General features: G+C 58.8%; 12 protein-coding genes and 1 pseudogene. 3 read left to right on the top strand and 10 right to left on the bottom strand.

All coding sequences use genetic code 11. From position 1 onward, the window contains the following. Positions 1-953: 953 nt before the first annotated feature. The 3 genes from AB4Z11_RS06115 (at position 954) to AB4Z11_RS06105 (ending at position 3,490) form a co-directional block, all read left to right on the top strand. Positions 954-1,271 (top strand): hypothetical protein, encoded by a 318-nt coding sequence (locus AB4Z11_RS06115; RefSeq protein ID WP_442023450.1) that lies wholly within the window; start codon positions 954-956, stop codon positions 1,269-1,271. Positions 1,272-1,931: 660 nt separating this feature from the next. Continuing rightward, positions 1,932-2,279, top strand: a complete 348-nt coding sequence (locus tag AB4Z11_RS06110; protein WP_442023448.1) for a hypothetical protein — start codon at positions 1,932-1,934, stop codon at positions 2,277-2,279. A gap of 26 nt (positions 2,280-2,305) precedes the next feature. Then, positions 2,306-3,490, top strand: a complete 1,185-nt coding sequence (locus AB4Z11_RS06105) for a DesA family fatty acid desaturase (RefSeq protein ID WP_442023446.1) — start codon at positions 2,306-2,308, stop codon at positions 3,488-3,490. A gap of 155 nt (positions 3,491-3,645) precedes the next feature. Here AB4Z11_RS06105 and AB4Z11_RS06100 read toward each other — a convergent pair whose 3' ends face one another. The 10 genes and pseudogenes from AB4Z11_RS06100 to AB4Z11_RS06055 all read right to left on the bottom strand — a co-directional run. Next, positions 3,646-4,026, bottom strand: a complete 381-nt coding sequence (locus tag AB4Z11_RS06100) for a response regulator (RefSeq protein ID WP_442023444.1) — start codon at positions 4,024-4,026, stop codon at positions 3,646-3,648. A 1,108-nt stretch (positions 4,027-5,134) separates the two neighbouring features. Continuing rightward, on the bottom strand, positions 5,135-6,142 hold the full coding sequence (locus tag AB4Z11_RS06095; protein ID WP_442023443.1) for a tyrosine-type recombinase/integrase: 1,008 nt from the start codon (positions 6,140-6,142) through the stop codon (positions 5,135-5,137). Beyond that, positions 6,139-7,131 (bottom strand): tyrosine-type recombinase/integrase, encoded by a 993-nt coding sequence (locus AB4Z11_RS06090; RefSeq protein WP_442023441.1) that lies wholly within the window; start codon positions 7,129-7,131, stop codon positions 6,139-6,141. Before AB4Z11_RS06090 ends, AB4Z11_RS06095 begins: the two co-directional genes overlap by 4 nt. Next, positions 7,121-8,410 (bottom strand): tyrosine-type recombinase/integrase, encoded by a 1,290-nt coding sequence (locus AB4Z11_RS06085; RefSeq protein ID WP_442023439.1) that lies wholly within the window; start codon positions 8,408-8,410, stop codon positions 7,121-7,123. The genes AB4Z11_RS06090 and AB4Z11_RS06085 overlap by 11 nt, the downstream gene beginning before the upstream one ends. Before the next feature lie 92 nt (positions 8,411-8,502). Then, positions 8,503-9,087: an integrase domain-containing protein gene (locus AB4Z11_RS06080; RefSeq protein WP_442023437.1), complete on the bottom strand. Its 585-nt coding sequence runs from the start codon at positions 9,085-9,087 to the stop codon at positions 8,503-8,505. A 768-nt stretch (positions 9,088-9,855) separates the two neighbouring features. Further along, positions 9,856-10,512 carry a tyrosine-type recombinase/integrase gene (locus AB4Z11_RS06075; protein WP_442023454.1) on the bottom strand — a complete coding sequence of 219 codons (657 nt, stop codon included), beginning with the start codon at positions 10,510-10,512 and terminating at the stop codon, positions 9,856-9,858. Positions 10,513-10,518: 6 nt separating this feature from the next. Continuing rightward, positions 10,519-10,773, bottom strand: a pseudogene (locus AB4Z11_RS06070) (phage integrase central domain-containing protein); the annotation flags it as partial. Next, positions 10,659-11,075 (bottom strand): Arm DNA-binding domain-containing protein, encoded by a 417-nt coding sequence (locus AB4Z11_RS06065; RefSeq protein ID WP_442023452.1) that lies wholly within the window; start codon positions 11,073-11,075, stop codon positions 10,659-10,661. The gene AB4Z11_RS06065 and the pseudogene AB4Z11_RS06070, both read right to left, overlap by 115 nt. 354 nt (positions 11,076-11,429) lie before the next feature. Then, positions 11,430-12,824 (bottom strand): sulfatase family protein, encoded by a 1,395-nt coding sequence (locus AB4Z11_RS06060; RefSeq protein ID WP_442023435.1) that lies wholly within the window; start codon positions 12,822-12,824, stop codon positions 11,430-11,432. 11 nt (positions 12,825-12,835) lie between these two features. Continuing rightward, positions 12,836-15,010 (bottom strand): TonB-dependent receptor (locus tag AB4Z11_RS06055; RefSeq protein WP_442023433.1); only part of this gene is annotated, 2,175 nt, incomplete at its 5' end.

Below are 15,010 nucleotides of genomic sequence, written 5' to 3'. Positions count from 1 at the left end.
TTGTTCCGCTGGAAAATGTTTGCGCTTCATAGTCAAACCCTCCCGCTAAGGAATTATTGACCAAAAACTCGCGCTCTGAAGCGTCTAATTTTTCCAATGCAGATCACACTTGACTGGAAAAGGTCCGTAGCTGGACGAGTGCCGATGACCTGACAATTGAATTTAGGTGAGTTAAAGTCAAACTTTCTCGGAGGACCCAGGGAGCAGGCAATGAGCGGTGATCTGGAGTCTACAGGCCTTCGCTGGCCTAAACATTCAAGCGTGAATCTTCTGTAATGACAAAACTAGACCTTCTTCGCCTTCTCGCCACCTATCCTGATGACCTTGAGCTTCTGGTCGAAAGCCCTTCAGGCGGCTTCGACGAGCCGACACTCTACGTGACAGGGGTGCGGCCGCGACGAGCGGAAGAATTCAAGTGTCCTCGCGATAGCGAGTACGTAGGTTCGCGCGGCGGTGAAAGGTCGATGGGCATGCTCGTGTTCGGCAGCGCGCTCGGGTGTGCGAGCTTGTCGCTCTGATGCCAATGCGGATGAGTGTATTGTCAGATCCATAGGTGCTTCGTCTATCCGGCTCGATTGGCCGGATGGCGGTGCCGCGAAAGGTACAACTTTCGCCATGCGTAATCTGGCGAGCAGGGCTCTTCCGATGCCGGTCTCCCCATCRCAAAGGGTACCGAATCGACGGCATGGTCGGCTGTGCGTTTCCATTGTTGGTCCCATGGATGAGACCGCGGGCATAACCTGGCGCCTCGCAGTACCGCTGCAGGTGTCGCCAGATCCCCTTGGGCTCGGATGGACGAACAGTGCCTTGCATGCCGCGCTAACAGGACCGGCATGGGGCCATGCCATTTGCTAATAATGGCCGCAGGCATCGGACGCCAGCAAAGCCAGCAAACGAACCTGTAGAGAGATTTAGGCGTACACTGAGGAGAGTCATCTACTAGGAGATCCGACATGAATGACCTTGGACCGGAGCATTCCTTCCGTGGCTTGCCTCTCAGTGCCGAACAGGAGTCGGAAATTCAGCACTATATCCGTCAAAGGTTACGGCGCGGACAGGTGCCGGACGATGCCGAATTACGTGCCATGCTGGAGGACATGCTGAATCCTCCGGTTGATGAAAGCCTGGTCGAGCACGCCGACGCTGCTGGGGTGCAATGCGACGCTGAGCGCGCTGCGGGCCTGGTGGACGGTAACGTAGATTCGATTGCTGCCCGCGAAGAACACATTGCAGCCAGCGAGGCACAAGCGATGAAGCGTTCGGCGGGGTGAGCACAAGTTATGCCGACATTGCGCATCCGGGTTGTGGCAGCGCTCTCTGGCCAAGCTGGCGCAATGTGAGGTTTTGTACCTGATGCTCGGGGCGACGACGCGTATCTTAAGGCCTTTCTGAGAATTCGTTAGGTTATTGCGATCTGTGCGCGTATAGTGGGACACAGGTACTTAGCCAATAGGGCGTTTTGCACCAATCTTCCTTTGCACCGAAGAGTACAGAAATGGCCGCTGCATCAAGTGTCGCCTTCATTCGCGCCGCAACTGCAACCGGTCGGCTGATGTCGTATTACTCCGGAATGTAGGACTTGCTCGTCACTACCTCCTTCCCGAAAATATTCCTGACGGCGAGCGGAGGAGTATGCAATGCATCGACGAACACCGTCATGGTTCCGTGGTTGGAAGATCATGCTAAGATGCGCAGAATTCAGGTGCCAGGATGGCACAGTGAGATTTGCGTCAACTGCAATACTCAAATACATGCCACCGCCAACCGATTCCACTAGCTTGCATTGGCCGGACAAGATCAAACAGCATATCGTGTTCCCCGAGGATGCCTTCGGTACCCGGGAAGACGCTGATATGGATGCGGTGGCACATGCGCGCAGACAGATTCTGCGTTTTTGAATGCATTCAAAAAGACCCTGAGCGGAGTAGCACATGGTGAGCACGCATGAAATTGGCGGGCCCCAGCAGATGGACGAAAGTCTTGGGGCGCGCTTTGAAATATCCTTCGATGGAAAACGGTATGCGTTCCGGCAGCACCGCTATGACCATTTTGACGATGCGTTGCGTTATGCCGTCTCGGAGCACTTCAAAGACGGCTTTCTACCTGATGATGCATTCCAGGCGCACTGGGAAGTACCTTATTGTCCATCTGGCCTGGAACAGGAGTTGATGAAGCTGCATGGCGTCGTATATGTCGCTTGCCGCTTTCGCTATGGCGGCTATCGATACGAGAAGCTGTGCGATGCAGTCGCATTTGCTGTTGCACATCCGAATTTGTAGGCTCTTGAAATTGAAGGACGACCCATATGGCGATGCAATTGCAATTGGTGACGGAAGGGCTCTTGGCGTTTACCTGGTGGCAGATGCTACTGGTCGGACTGGTGACAACGCATGCGACCATTGTCTCGGTGACGGTCTATTTGCATCGATGCCAGACTCATCGATCGCTCACCTTGCGGCCGTTGGCTGCGCATTGCTTTCGCTTCTGGCTGTGGTTGACCACAGGTATGGTGACGCGGGAGTGGGTGGCTGTCCATCGATCCCATCACGCACATTGCGAAACCGCCCATGATCCGCATAGTCCTCGGGTGGTCGGCCTGAACGAGGTTTTGTGGCGCGGAACGGAGCTGTACAGAAATGCCATCAAGAACCCTGCGCTGGTCGAGCGCTTTGGCGGTGGCGGGCCGGATGATTGGATGGAGCGGCACTTTTATCGCCGATATTCCTGGCAAGGCGTCGGTTTGCTGCTGGTGATTGAATTGGTCCTATTCGGCGCATGGGGCTTGACTTTGTGGGCTTGCCAGATGATGTGGATTCCTTTCCTGGCCGCCGGCGTGATCAATGGGGTTGGACATTATGCCGGTTATCGCAATTACGACTGCAAGGAGGCGGCCACAAATATTGTGCCGTTTGGCCTATTAATCGGCGGAGAGGAGCTGCATAACAATCACCACACCTTTCCGACATCGGCAAAATTCTCCGTTCGCTGGTTTGAACTGGATATCGGATGGGCATATATCAGCCTATTGCGGCGGCTGCGCCTCGCGTCGGTTCGGCACGCGCGCGAACCATTGAAGCGCCGGGTTGGACAGTTCGCGCCAACATTGGCTACGTTGAGGCAGGTGCTAGGGAACCGGGCCATTTTGATGCGTGAAATGACGATATTGACGTTGGCGGTCTTTCACTCGGAACGTGCGACGTTGGCGCAACAGGTTCCACGTTCAGCGCTAGCGCGGACTAAGCGCCTGTTGCTGCGCGCTCCTTGTCATCTCACTGGCGAGGAGCGAGTCGATCTGGAACAAGTGATGGCCTATAGTGCGGCGCTTCACGAGATGCATGTGGCGCGGCAGGCGCTGGAGAAGTTGTGGCAGCGAACGTCGGCGACGCAAGAGCAGTTACTGACCGGCCTGAAAGGGTGGTGCGTCGACGCTGGGCGCTCTGGACAGCATCCTTTGCGACGCTTTGCATGGCGCTTGGCGAGCTACGGATAGGATTTTAGACCGCACGCGCACGTTGGCGGCTTGGGCGCAATCTGCTCGCTGGCGCTTTCGGAGGACGCTGGTGTCACAATGCGACGCCACGACGCAGACGCGCTGCCACAGACTGTTCTGGCACGGTGTGATTGTTAGCCTACCGTGAATGCCATCTATCGCCTGGCTTCGTACAGGTGAATCAAATCCAATACGTCTTGCAGGTCAACCGGCTTGGTCAGCCGACAGACCATACCGGCGCGAGAGAAAGCTTCATCATTATGTTGTCGATCCCATCCAGACCAGGCCACGATGGGAAGATCGGCAAATCCAGGCAGAGAACGCATCGCGATAGCAGTTTCATAGCCATCCAGGCCGGGCATTACAATATCGAGGAAGACAATATTTGCGGGCCATTCTGCGAGGAGCGTGATGGCGGAGTAGCCGTCGTAAGCCACTCGGCTCTCGACATTGTATAGTCCGAGCAGTTCTGAAAACATATCGACAGCGTCGTGGTTGTCATCGACCAGGAGCACGCGGGATCCAACTTGAGTCATGATGTTAGCCTTGAGTCATTGCGACTTCTACACAACAGGCTAGAGAGTGGGAATGGCTGTTTCTTGGTGGGACCTTGAATCGTACGGCAATTGCGAGTGCACCGGCACACGATTAAATGTTGATTGCGCAGATGACTTTTCGGTGCGGATCTATCGCAATTGTTCTGGGGCGCTGGCCGTGGCAGGAACGCGCCAAATGCGGTATGGTGCAGTACAGTTTGTCTGGCTATCTTATGGAATGTGACTATGCTGGAGAGATGCCCCTCCAATTAGGCCATCATGAAAAACGAACGCCGAATTGACGCCAGCCTTGCCCTAATCGTCGACACGGGCTTTGAGCTGAACTTTAGTAAGGGCTTTCGGATCGCTGGGGAGTATCTCCGGACACATAGCGTTCCACCTCGAGTCGTCGCACGCGTCATCAACTATGGCATGCGGCGCCCATGCGCGGAACCATTGCAGGTAATTGCTGCGTTCTTACCTGCTTCGGGGCGGCAGTCCTTTGCCGCAAAGCGCTGAAGGCGACCACCTGCTGGCTGCTTTATGCGTATTGCAGCGCTTGGTCTGAATTGCGCTCCATCCCGTGCTCACCATCCAAGCGTCGGGGCTGCCACCGCAGCAATACCGCAGATTCCGTCCCATGAATCTTCCTGCATGTTCGATGGCACTGAGCGCGATCTCCTCGAATACGAGCGGCTCGATCTTGCGCCGATAGGGCAAAAAAACGCGCCTCGACCGGCGTACCTTGCTTTGTCTGAATCGTGCGCAGTGCACGACGGGCTTGGCGTACGCCGCGCTGGTGATCCGGCAAGCCGCGCAGCCAGAGCCTGTTGAACAGCATCGATGTGGCGCGCTTGGTTGATCTTGGGATGCGTAAGCCATCACCTTCCGCAAGTGCGAGTGCGTCTGCCTGCGGCATCGTTGCCTGCGGCGGGAGAACATGGCAAGCCCAGATAGGCAATATGTGTAGCGGCACATATTGCCTATTTAGGTTCGCCAGTTATTATGCGCAGTAGAGCTGCACAGCGCCCGCCAGCTTTTGATGCCAATGATTCTGACTCAACATAATTTCTCTGGCCAAGCGCTATGTCACCCAAGACGTGGACACTTACAGCGAGTGTAGCCAGTCGAGCAAGGTCTTGTCCTGTTGCCATGACGGCATGGTAGGAAGCGGAGCGTCGGCAACCTTCTCCAGTGCCCGACGCTTCATCTCCAGGTTCGCTTTCGCGTAAATTTGCGTCGTCTTCACGTCGACATGCCCGAGAAAATCACGGATGATTTCCAGCGAGACACCGCTCTGCAACAGGCTCATGCCCTTCGTGTGACGCAAGCTGTGCGGGCTGACCGGTTGCGTGAAGCCGGGAAGGCCCGGGCGCACCGCATCAACGTGGCTCTGCAAAAGGTAGCGTACGCCCGAACGCGATAGCCGCCCGCCTAGCCTATTCTGGAAGAGCGGTTGATGGCTACGCTCGGGACGATCCAATCCGCACTCACGGATATGATCCCGCAGAAGCCGTGCCGTCGCTTCCATCAGGGGCACAACGCGCGCTTTGCGCCCTTTGCCAAATAACCGGACCTGGGCGGGAGAGGTCAAGCGAACATCCTCGGCATTGAGGTCGATTAGTTCCTGCACTCGGGATCCAGTGTCGTAGAGCACGCTCAATAACACCGCGTCCCTTCGCCCGGCACGCGTCGTCAGATCAGGATGGGCTAGTACCTGCACAAGCTGATCCCTGGACAGATAACCAACTTCATGCTGCTCATGGCGCCGCAAGGGAATAGCCAGAATCTTTTGGCACTGTAGCAGATGCTCCGGCACCTCAGACTGTACATACCGGAAGAATGCGTGCAATGTGGCCAAGCGTTGATTCTGCGTTCGCAACGAACAATGCCGCACTGTTCCGAGATGTTCCAGAAAGGCTTCGATGAATGCAACATCGATATGCGCAAGCAGCAGCCGTTCCGTGGCAATGCCTCGCACATCGCGCGCGAACCGCAGCAGCAAGATGAACACGTCGCGGTAAGCCTTGATCGTGTTGGGGCTCAGGTTGCGTTGCGCCGCCAAGTAGCGCGTCAGGAAGTTCGTCAAGTGGATGGAGAAGTCGGTCGGCTTCATGACCCCCTCCTGTCCGGGATCACATCGCCAAATGTTTCGTTAACACGCACCATGACTTCCGGGAACAACTCGGCCGTCAAATGCAAATACTGCTGGGTGCCTTCAACCGACAAGTGGCCCAGGTAGGTCGCCAGTACCGGCAGCTTGGCTTGCAGGTCCGCGCCTTCACGGTACCAGCGCAACAGGGTGTGCACGGCAAACGTGTGCCGCAGGTCATGGATACGCGGTCCTCGTCCACGACCGCCATGCGAGATTGCGCTGCGATACAGCAATTTGCGAAACAGCCCATAGACACCTTGGATACTCCAACTCTCGCCTTGCGCCGACGGGAAGAAGTACGCATCGTCTTGTCGCGGGCCGATCACGGCGGCGTATTGCCCAAGGCGCTGGACGAGCGGCAGCGCCGGGGGAACCAGGCGATCCTTGCCGAACTTGGCTGCGCGTACCGTCAAGACGCCACGAACGAGGTCAACATCCGCGACGCGCAATTGCAGTACCTCGTTGACGCGAAGGCCGCAGCCATAAAGAAGCCGAAAAACCTCGGGCATGACAAGATGGCGCCATGGCGATGCTTTCGCATCCGGCTTGAGCTGATCAACCGTGGCAAGCAACCGCTCGATTTCGGCATGCGAGAAAATGCGCGGCGCAAAGGAGGATGCCTGCCCACTTTTCACACCACACATCCTGTCCGGTACATCGGCGCTGTGTCCATGCCGACACATGTACAAGGCGAACTGGCGAACCATTGAAATTCTCATTTGCTGGTTTGCAGCGCTCTCGTGACGCTGCTTGGCAAACCATTGCTGGTAGTGTGCTCGCGGCAACTCGCATCGATCCAACCCTTGGCTACATAGGAAGGCATCGAACCGGCTGAGGAATATAGCGCCGTGATGATACTTGTAACCGCACGCCCGCTTCTCTTGAATGAATTGTTCCATCAATGGCGCGAGCGGGCTCCTGCCAGCAAACTGGGCAACCTTATTGGACATGATGCACCTCCTCCGTGTTGAGCGCAGCACTACGCAGCAATTCCACATCAGCCTTGGCGTAAATGAACGTCGTCGCCGATGATGCATGGCCCAGGACAGCCGAAATAACGTGCAATGGCGTCTCTTCGTGCAGTAGCCTGGTTGCCAGCGTGTGGCGCAACGAATGCAACCCCTTGCGCTGTTTGCTTCGGAATTGAATGCCGGCCAGTTCCCGCCACCATTTGACAATGTGGTAAAGATGATTCTTCTCGGAGAAGGGGTCGAAAGGCGGCCTTAAGTGAAGAAACACCTCCCGGTGCGAACTGGATGGACGGGCCGACTTTAGATAGTCAATGAGCGCCGAGCCAATTTCTTCGCTCATCGGCAAAACCAGTGGCGCACCGGTCTTGGCTTGTGTGATCTCGATCGTCGCATCCACCCAGTGGAGATCGTCGAGTCGCAGCGTTCGGATGTCGCCCGACCGCATGCCAAGGCGCGCCGCAAGCAAAAGGATCGCATAGTCTCGCTTGCCTTTGGGCAGGCTGCGATCCACAGCATTAAGGAGCCTTGTAACAAGTTCCTGATCCCACACCGATGGAATCGTGTCATGACGTGTTTTCCTGATCGTGGGCACCGCGAAGCTGAAGTCTCGTGGCAGGACGTCGCGCATGAACAGGAATTGTAGAAACAGCTTGAGACTGCACATGACTTGGGAAACAGTCCGGGCCTTCCAGTGCGATCTGGATTTGATGAAGGCACTGATGTCTTCTGCCTGCATCTGATCGAGGGCTGGTACGTCCCGTGACCGTAGGAAGTCGAGGAACACGGCAATCGCATGCATTCGCTCTTGCAGGCTCGACATACGAAGGTGACGTTGCTCCTTCGCGTACTGTTCATAGTCACGCATCGGCTTTCGCATTGCTGGTGGAATGCGCAGGCCGCTCCTCTCGACAACGAAGCGCATGATGCTTCCCGTGTGCGCATAGTCATCGAGGATTCTGAGGCCGAACACGAGGTGCCGGCGCCATCGCTCGTCGGCCTGGAGGCGCTTCACGTCGCAATGACCGTAGACCTCTTCAAAGTGTATCGCCAGGTTACGCGAGTATCGGTTACCCAGGTTTTGCTTGCGCGCGAATTCGGCCAGATGCCGCCACACCAGGGCGTACCGGTTTACCGTTCTTCTGCAATAGCCCCGCATCAGTAATTCGTGCAGCGCCCCTGTGCAAAGCTGCTCCAGCTCCAGCTCCAGCTCCCGCTCCTGGCTAGCTGGCACTTCGACCTCGGAATTGAGCTGATCCATGATCACCTCCTCGAAAATGGCGGCCCCAATGGCCGCCAGGGAAGATAATCATGAAACTTTTATGTTGAGTTCACTACCGCCAATTTCCGTTCTCACGTAGGGACGGAAGTCGTCTTGCTGCGTTTACTGCGCATAATAGTTGGCTGACCTAAATAGGCATTGCTTATCTTGGGGCGGTTGTGCCCAAGCTGCCGGGCGACTTCCTGACAAGCGGCGCGCATGGTGTCGGGGTCGGAGCACGGGGTGCTGCCCCGGACCGGCGGCTGCAAGTTGGTGATATCGATGTATAAGTCTCCTGCGAACTCGTGACGCAGGCCATGCGGCGTCACACCGAGTGTCTTCTTGGTCAGCCCTGTCGCGCGTACCACGTTGGAAAACAGGTCCAGCGACTGCTTCAGTGACAGGCCAGGTCGGGCCCAGTTCGAGTGCGGACATCGTGCGATAGCCCTGGCACTGACAAGGGCTTCGTGCTGCGCGTCGGTGCGGATCGCAGCGAAGCGCAGGCGTCCCCCCTTGGTGCCCCGCATTATGCGCAAGAAGCTTACGTAGCGATCGATCGCCGCACAACTGGCCGGCAGTGCGTAGTCGGGCACTTCGGAAATATGGGGGCGGCTTAGTCGAAGCCTAACTATGCTGGTGGCAACAAATTTACCGATCAGGTCACCATGGCCATGCACAGTTGGGCCGCGACGTGCGGATCAATCTCCGCCACCGCATGGATTGACGCCTCGACATCAATGCCGTTACCGCTCCATCACTTGTCGTACTGCGCCCGTAGCTTCCGCGCACAAGCTCCGGCTGTGTGGTGCAGCGCTCGGCATCGCGAACCAGACCGGGTTTGCCGATCCAGGGAGCGAAGACGCGCAGGAAGCACAACTTCTGCTGGATACAGGCGGCGCTGTACGGATGGGCCCTGGGCTGCAGTAGGTTGGCCGTATCGCCGAGAGACGCGGCAAGTTCGGGGTCTGCAGTCCAATAGCGCAACAGAGCATCCACGTGTGCTCCGCAAAGGTTCTCTGGCCGGTCGTAAAGTAGAGCGTGAGGACGTTGACTTCCGAGGCGCGGCGCTCGCGATCCGTTTTCCTGACGGCGAGCACAGTGGGCGCGGCATCGCCGGCATCGTCAGCGCCGCTTACGGCGGCAGAAGCGATATGCTTTGGTGTCGCCAGCGGGCATACCCATTCGCACAGAGGTCGCTATGCACGATCAATCTCTCGCCCCAGAACTTAGCATCATGCGGCTGCCCGAGGTTACAGCTGTATGCGGCAAGTCTCGCGCCGCGATTTATAAGGCGATACGCAAAGGGAAGTCCCGAAACAGGTAAAACTTTCGGCGCGCGTCGGGATGGGGGCGCGGTGAAATTGAAGCGTGGATCAAAGCCAGGGTGTCCGCTAGATGAGTCGTCGGCCGCTCCCTGGAGCGGTGCTTAATCATCACCGCGCCGATCATCCTCCGCTTTGGGCCCCGACCTGGCGCGCCGCAGCGCTGCACTCGCGCTCACAGTAGCCTGCCCAATTATCCATCAAGTCACGCCGCTTCTCGAACAGGTCGCTGCGAAAGTAGGCCGCCTCGGTGGCGTTCTTGGTCGTATGCGCCAACGCCGCCTCACAGACCTCGGACGGAAAGGCGGTTTGTTCGGCAGCCCAGTCACGGAATGTGGAACGAAACCCGTGCATCGTATACTCCAAGCCAAGCCGGCGCAGTTGCATCGTAAACGTCATGTCGCTATGTGCTTTTCCTGACGGAGTTTGAAAAACCAAACCATGAGGCTTTGTAACGCCTCTGGCCTGAGTTTTGAGGATCGCGAGGGCCTGCGCGGAGAGCGGAACCCTGTGCTYGACGCCAGCCTTCATGCGCTCTGCGGGGATTGTCCAGCGGCGCCTGCTCAGATCAAATTCCTCCCAGACGGCCATGCGTACCATTCCGGTACGCGCAGCGGTCAGAATCGTGAACTCCATGGCCAGCTTGATGCACGAGGAGGCGCCGCATTCGCGGATTGCGACGAAGGCCTTGCCAACCTGTTCGTACGGGCACGCGAGATAATGCACGGGCTTGCGGACGTCCCTCGTTCGCGGTAGCGCGCGCTCCAGCTGGTCCCACAGGTGCGGAAATTGGTTTGTTCGGAAATCGCGCGCAGCGGACCAGTCAAGGATGACCTTGATGCGCTGGCGGATCCGGGAAGCCGTTTCATGATGGGACAGCCAGATCGGTTCCAGAACGGCCAGGATGTCAGGCTTTCCGATGTGGTTCACGTCCTTGTCGCCCAATATAGGGAAGGCGTGGTTGGCCAGCGAACTGAACCATTGTTGCGCATGCTTGGCGTTGCGCCACCCGTTGCTGTGGGTCGAGTGATATTCTGCGGCACACTCCTGAAATGTCCATACTTTGCGCGGTTTTTCGGCCTCCTGTTGGCGAAGTGCTTCCCGCGCGGATCTCGGTGGGTGATAGGATCGATACCGTCCAACAGCAGTTGGCGGCACTTCGCGGCGTCGTCACGCGCTTGTGTAAGCGTCTTATCCCGCACGCTACCGAGCCCCATTTCCCTGGCACGCCCGCGAAGCATGAAGCGGAAGATCCACCCTTTGGTGCCGCCTTGTGAAATGCGCAAGTAGAGGCCCCCGCCATCGGCGTAATAGCCGGGCTCCTTCTTGGAATTGATCCCCATGACCGTCAAGGTCTGCCTGCTTCTTCTGCCCACAATTCTGCCCACAAATCGATGCGAGCTCTTAGTATATTTTGTGATTCGGCTCGAGACGATCGGTGTACAATCAATTCGATTTTTAATAGAGAAGGCCGACGTTCGGAGTGTTTTGGAGCGGAACGGAGACGACAGGAATGGAGACACCGTCTCCGCCAGAACACTGTCCAGTACGATGAATGGACATCAAAGAAACCGCCGTTCTCCCTGGAGCGGCGGTTTTTTGTTTTATTCTCCACTCATCGCGCACGTGAAAATCAGCGTCTGTCACGGAAGATCCTCCGTCGGACGTTTCGCACGCGCCACAGCGAGCCTTAAAGGCTAGTCGTTGCCTTCCGGGCTGTACTTGTCGGCTTGCACCTTGCCGTTCACGCCGTGGGTGCGCACATCGGGCGTGATGGGCAGCATGCCTTCATTCCAGCTTTCCCACTGGCGCTTGAGTTCCGCCAGCTTTTCCGGATGGCGGCGTGCGAGATTGGCACGCTCGCGCTGATCGTCCGCCACATTGAACAGGAACTCCTGGCCGTTCAGTTTCAAGTACTTCCAGTCACCGGCACGCACGGCGCGCTGCGCATTGGCCTTGTAGCGCCAGAACAGCGTGCGCTCAATCTTTTGTCCCGTGCCGGTCAGTATCGGCAGCAGATTTTGTCCATCCGGCGCGTAGGCGGGATCGGGCGCCGTGCCGGCTGCGGACAGAAGGGTCGGCAGCCAGTCCATGCTGATCGCCACCTGCTCGCTGACCTGCCCGGGCTTGATGCGGCGCGGCCAGCGCACGATGCCCGGCACGCGAATGCCGCCTTCCAGCAGTTCCGTTTTCTGACCGCTGAAAGGCCAGGTGCGGGAGAAGCGTTCGCCACCGTTATCGCTGGTGAAGATAACGATGGTGTTCTCCGTCAGGCCCCGCTGCTCCAGCGCCTGCAGCACGCGGCCGATGGAGGCATCGAGGGCTGTGACCATTTTGGCGTAGGTGCGCAGATTGCCGCCGTCGTAGTGGAAGATATTATTGATCTCCTTCGACACTGCTTCGTCCTGCGGGCCTTCCCACGGCCAGTGCGGCGCGGTGTAATGCAGCGACAGGAAGAAAGGCTGCGCCTTGTCCTGCTTGCGCACGAATTCCGCCGCGCGTTCGCCAAGAAGGTCGGTGTAGTAGCCGACCTGGTGCACCGGCACCTCGCCTTCAAACAGGTCTTCCTTCACATCGGGTCCAACGCCCGGCTTGTGCGTGAAGTAGTCGATCGCCCCGCCGTAATTGCCGAAGAAGCTGTCGTAGCCGCTCTTGAGCGGACCGAAGGTGGGCAGATACCCGAGATGCCACTTGCCGATCAGCGCCGTACGATAGCCCACTTTTTTCAGCAGCGATGGCAGGGTGGGGTGGTCCGGCGGCAGGCCGATGGTGTCGGAAGCGCCGGCGATCGGTTCTTCCAGCCCGCCGCGCAGGCGGTACTGATAGCGCCCCGTGATCAGGCCGAAGCGCGTGGCCGAGCAAACCGCCGAATTGGAATACGCCTGCGTCAGCCGCAGGCCCTGCGCCGCAAGCTTGTCCAGGTTGGGGGTGCGGAAATCGGTCTGACCGTACACGCTCAGATCGCCCCAGCCCAGATCGTCCGCCAGGATGAACAGAATATTGGGCCGGGCATCGGCGGCGGACAGTGCCGCACGCGGCGCCAGGGCAAAGGTGGAAAGTGCGCCAAGGACGGCGCGTCGTAATGGATTCATGCTATCCCCGTTCAGAATTCGTAGCGGCCCGTGACGCCCACGGTACGCGGTGTGCCGATGACGGCGTTATATGAGCCAAAATTGGCGTTCCACAGACTGGTGTAGTACTGGCGGTCGAAGGCGTTCTTCACCCACAGCGACACGTCCCACGCTGCGCTGCGCGTGCCGCGCAGGCCGATGGATGCATTGGTCACGCTGTAAGCCGGAATCTTCGAATAGGCCGATGCATCCAGCGTGCCATAAGTCTCGCCGCGGTAGGCATAGTTGGCGTTGTAGTAAGCCTGCAAGCCGTCGGCGACCGCGTGCTGATATTGCGCGCCAAGGTTACCGATCCAGCGCGGCGCGTTGACCAGTGCATGACGGCCGGACAGGTCGCAGAACGTGGCATTGATCTCCGGCGGGCACGGCGCGTTGGTGTACTTCAGATAGCTGACGTCGTTGAACGAGCCATTCGCGCGCAGCGTCAGGCCGCGTACCGGCGTGGCGATCGCCTCCAGCTCCACGCCGCGGGTACGGACATTGCCCGCGTTGGTGAGGTAGGAGGTACGGCTGACGGGATCATAGGCGTTGCTCTGGTAGCCGTGCACGACGGTGGCAAACAGGTTGCCGTTCAATTGCAGACGGTTGTCCAGCACGGTGCTCTTCACGCCCAGTTCAAAGGCATTGGAGCGCTCGGTACCCACCAGCAGCGAGGCAGCGCCGCCGGCCCCTGGCACCGACAGATTGATGCCGCCGGACTTCTCGCCATGCGACAGGCTGGAATACAGCAGCACATCCTGCGCGGCCTTGTAGCCCACGCTGAGCAGGGCAGTGGGGCTGAACTGGTTAAGCTCGAGCGGACCGGAGTCGTAGACCCCGTAACGCCCACTGCGTGAAGCCAGTGCGGCGCCGGTGACGGCAGCGCCGCCCGTCGGCGCATTGCGCGTGACGCGGGCGGCCTTGTCTTCGTAGCTGGCGCGCAGACCGCCGGTGACGTCGAAGCGGCTGTCGGCATGCCAGGTGGACTGCGCAAACAGGGCGTAGCTGTTCACGCGCAGCGTCGACGGTGCTTCGCTCGAGACATTGGCCCAGGCACCAGCCGGCGTACCGTTGTAGATGTCGGCCAGTGGCCCGTTGACGGTAAAGGAATTATTGGACAGGTCCTGGTAGTAGTAATAGGCCCCGAACACCGATTCCACCGCTTTGCCGGATGGCGTGGCCCAGCGCAGCTCCTGCGAGAACTGCTTATGGTTGGCGGAGGCGCCGGCCGTCAGTGTGACCGGCACATTCAGGCCATCGTCGTTGCGCGGGATGAAGTTCCAGCGCCGCCAGGCCGTGACGGAGGTCAGCTTTGCGTCGTTTGCGAACGTCCAGTTTGCCTCGGCCGATACGCCGCCCTGGTGCACATTGACGCGCGAACCGGTGTCCAGATTGACGGCGCGCTCGTTGGGATCCAGTACCGGCGAAGCGCCCACCAGCCTGGCCTGCGTGAGCACCTTGCCGCTCGGCCCCGCGCTGTAGAAGATCAGCGTGCCGTTGTTGGAGTCTTCCTGGTTATAGTCGGCGATCAGGCGCAGGCTGAAATCGCGGCCGGCCTCATACAGGGCCTGCGCACGCACGCCCTGGCGGTCGCCACCCTGCACCTCGCGGCCGTTATAGCGATTAGTGATGTAACCGTCGTCATTGGTTTTGTAGACCGAGAGGCGCGCGGCGACAGTCTCGCTGACGGCGCCATTCAGGATGGCCTTAGCCTGCTTGTAGCCGAACTGGCCGCCCGACAGCTCAATGCTGCGTTCCGGGCTGAACGTCGGCTTGCGGGTCGAGATATTCAACACGCCGGCCGTGGTGTTCTTGCCGAACAGCGTGCCCTGCGGCCCGCGCAGCAGCTCCAGCTGCTGGATGTCCAGGGCGTCGAAAGCGGCCATGCCGGGACGCGCCAGGTAGACGTTGTCGAGATAGACGCCGACGCTGCCCTCCAGGCCATCGCTGGCGGGATTATTCCCCAGCCCTCGCACGGCAAAGCTCATCTGGCGGGCGTGGACGTAGTTGATGGTGGTGCTGGGCAGCAGCTGCTGCAAGTCCTGCACGCGGTAGGTGCGGCTGCCCTCCAGTAAATCGTCGCCGAGGACCGTCATCGGCGTGGGCACGTTCTGCGAGCTTTCCACGCGGCGGCGCGTGGTCACAAGGACGGTCTGTACTGCGCGCGC

Source organism: Pseudoduganella sp. RAF53_2, from assembly GCF_052113985.1.
Classification (GTDB): Bacteria; Pseudomonadota; Gammaproteobacteria; order Burkholderiales; family Burkholderiaceae_D; genus Rugamonas.
This window is presented reverse-complemented; position numbering and strand designations above follow the sequence as displayed.

Bases quoted from the DNA above. Each gene is read 5' to 3' on its own strand.
- AB4Z11_RS06090 (WP_442023441.1), bottom strand. From the start codon at position 7,131: ATGTCCAATAAGGTTGCCCAGTTTGCTGGCAGGAGCCCGCTCGCGCCA.
- AB4Z11_RS06060 (WP_442023435.1), bottom strand. From the start codon at position 12,824: ATGAATCCATTACGACGCGCCGTCCTTGGCGCACTTTCCACCTTTGCC.
- AB4Z11_RS06110 (WP_442023448.1), top strand. From the start codon at position 1,932: ATGGTGAGCACGCATGAAATTGGCGGGCCCCAGCAGATGGACGAAAGT.
- AB4Z11_RS06105 (WP_442023446.1), top strand. From the start codon at position 2,306: ATGGCGATGCAATTGCAATTGGTGACGGAAGGGCTCTTGGCGTTTACC.
- AB4Z11_RS06085 (WP_442023439.1), bottom strand. From the start codon at position 8,410: ATGGATCAGCTCAATTCCGAGGTCGAAGTGCCAGCTAGCCAGGAGCGG.
- AB4Z11_RS06065 (WP_442023452.1), bottom strand. From the start codon at position 11,075: ATGGGGATCAATTCCAAGAAGGAGCCCGGCTATTACGCCGATGGCGGG.
- AB4Z11_RS06100 (WP_442023444.1), bottom strand. From the start codon at position 4,026: ATGACTCAAGTTGGATCCCGCGTGCTCCTGGTCGATGACAACCACGAC.
- AB4Z11_RS06095 (WP_442023443.1), bottom strand. From the start codon at position 6,142: ATGAAGCCGACCGACTTCTCCATCCACTTGACGAACTTCCTGACGCGC.
- AB4Z11_RS06115 (WP_442023450.1), top strand. From the start codon at position 954: ATGAATGACCTTGGACCGGAGCATTCCTTCCGTGGCTTGCCTCTCAGT.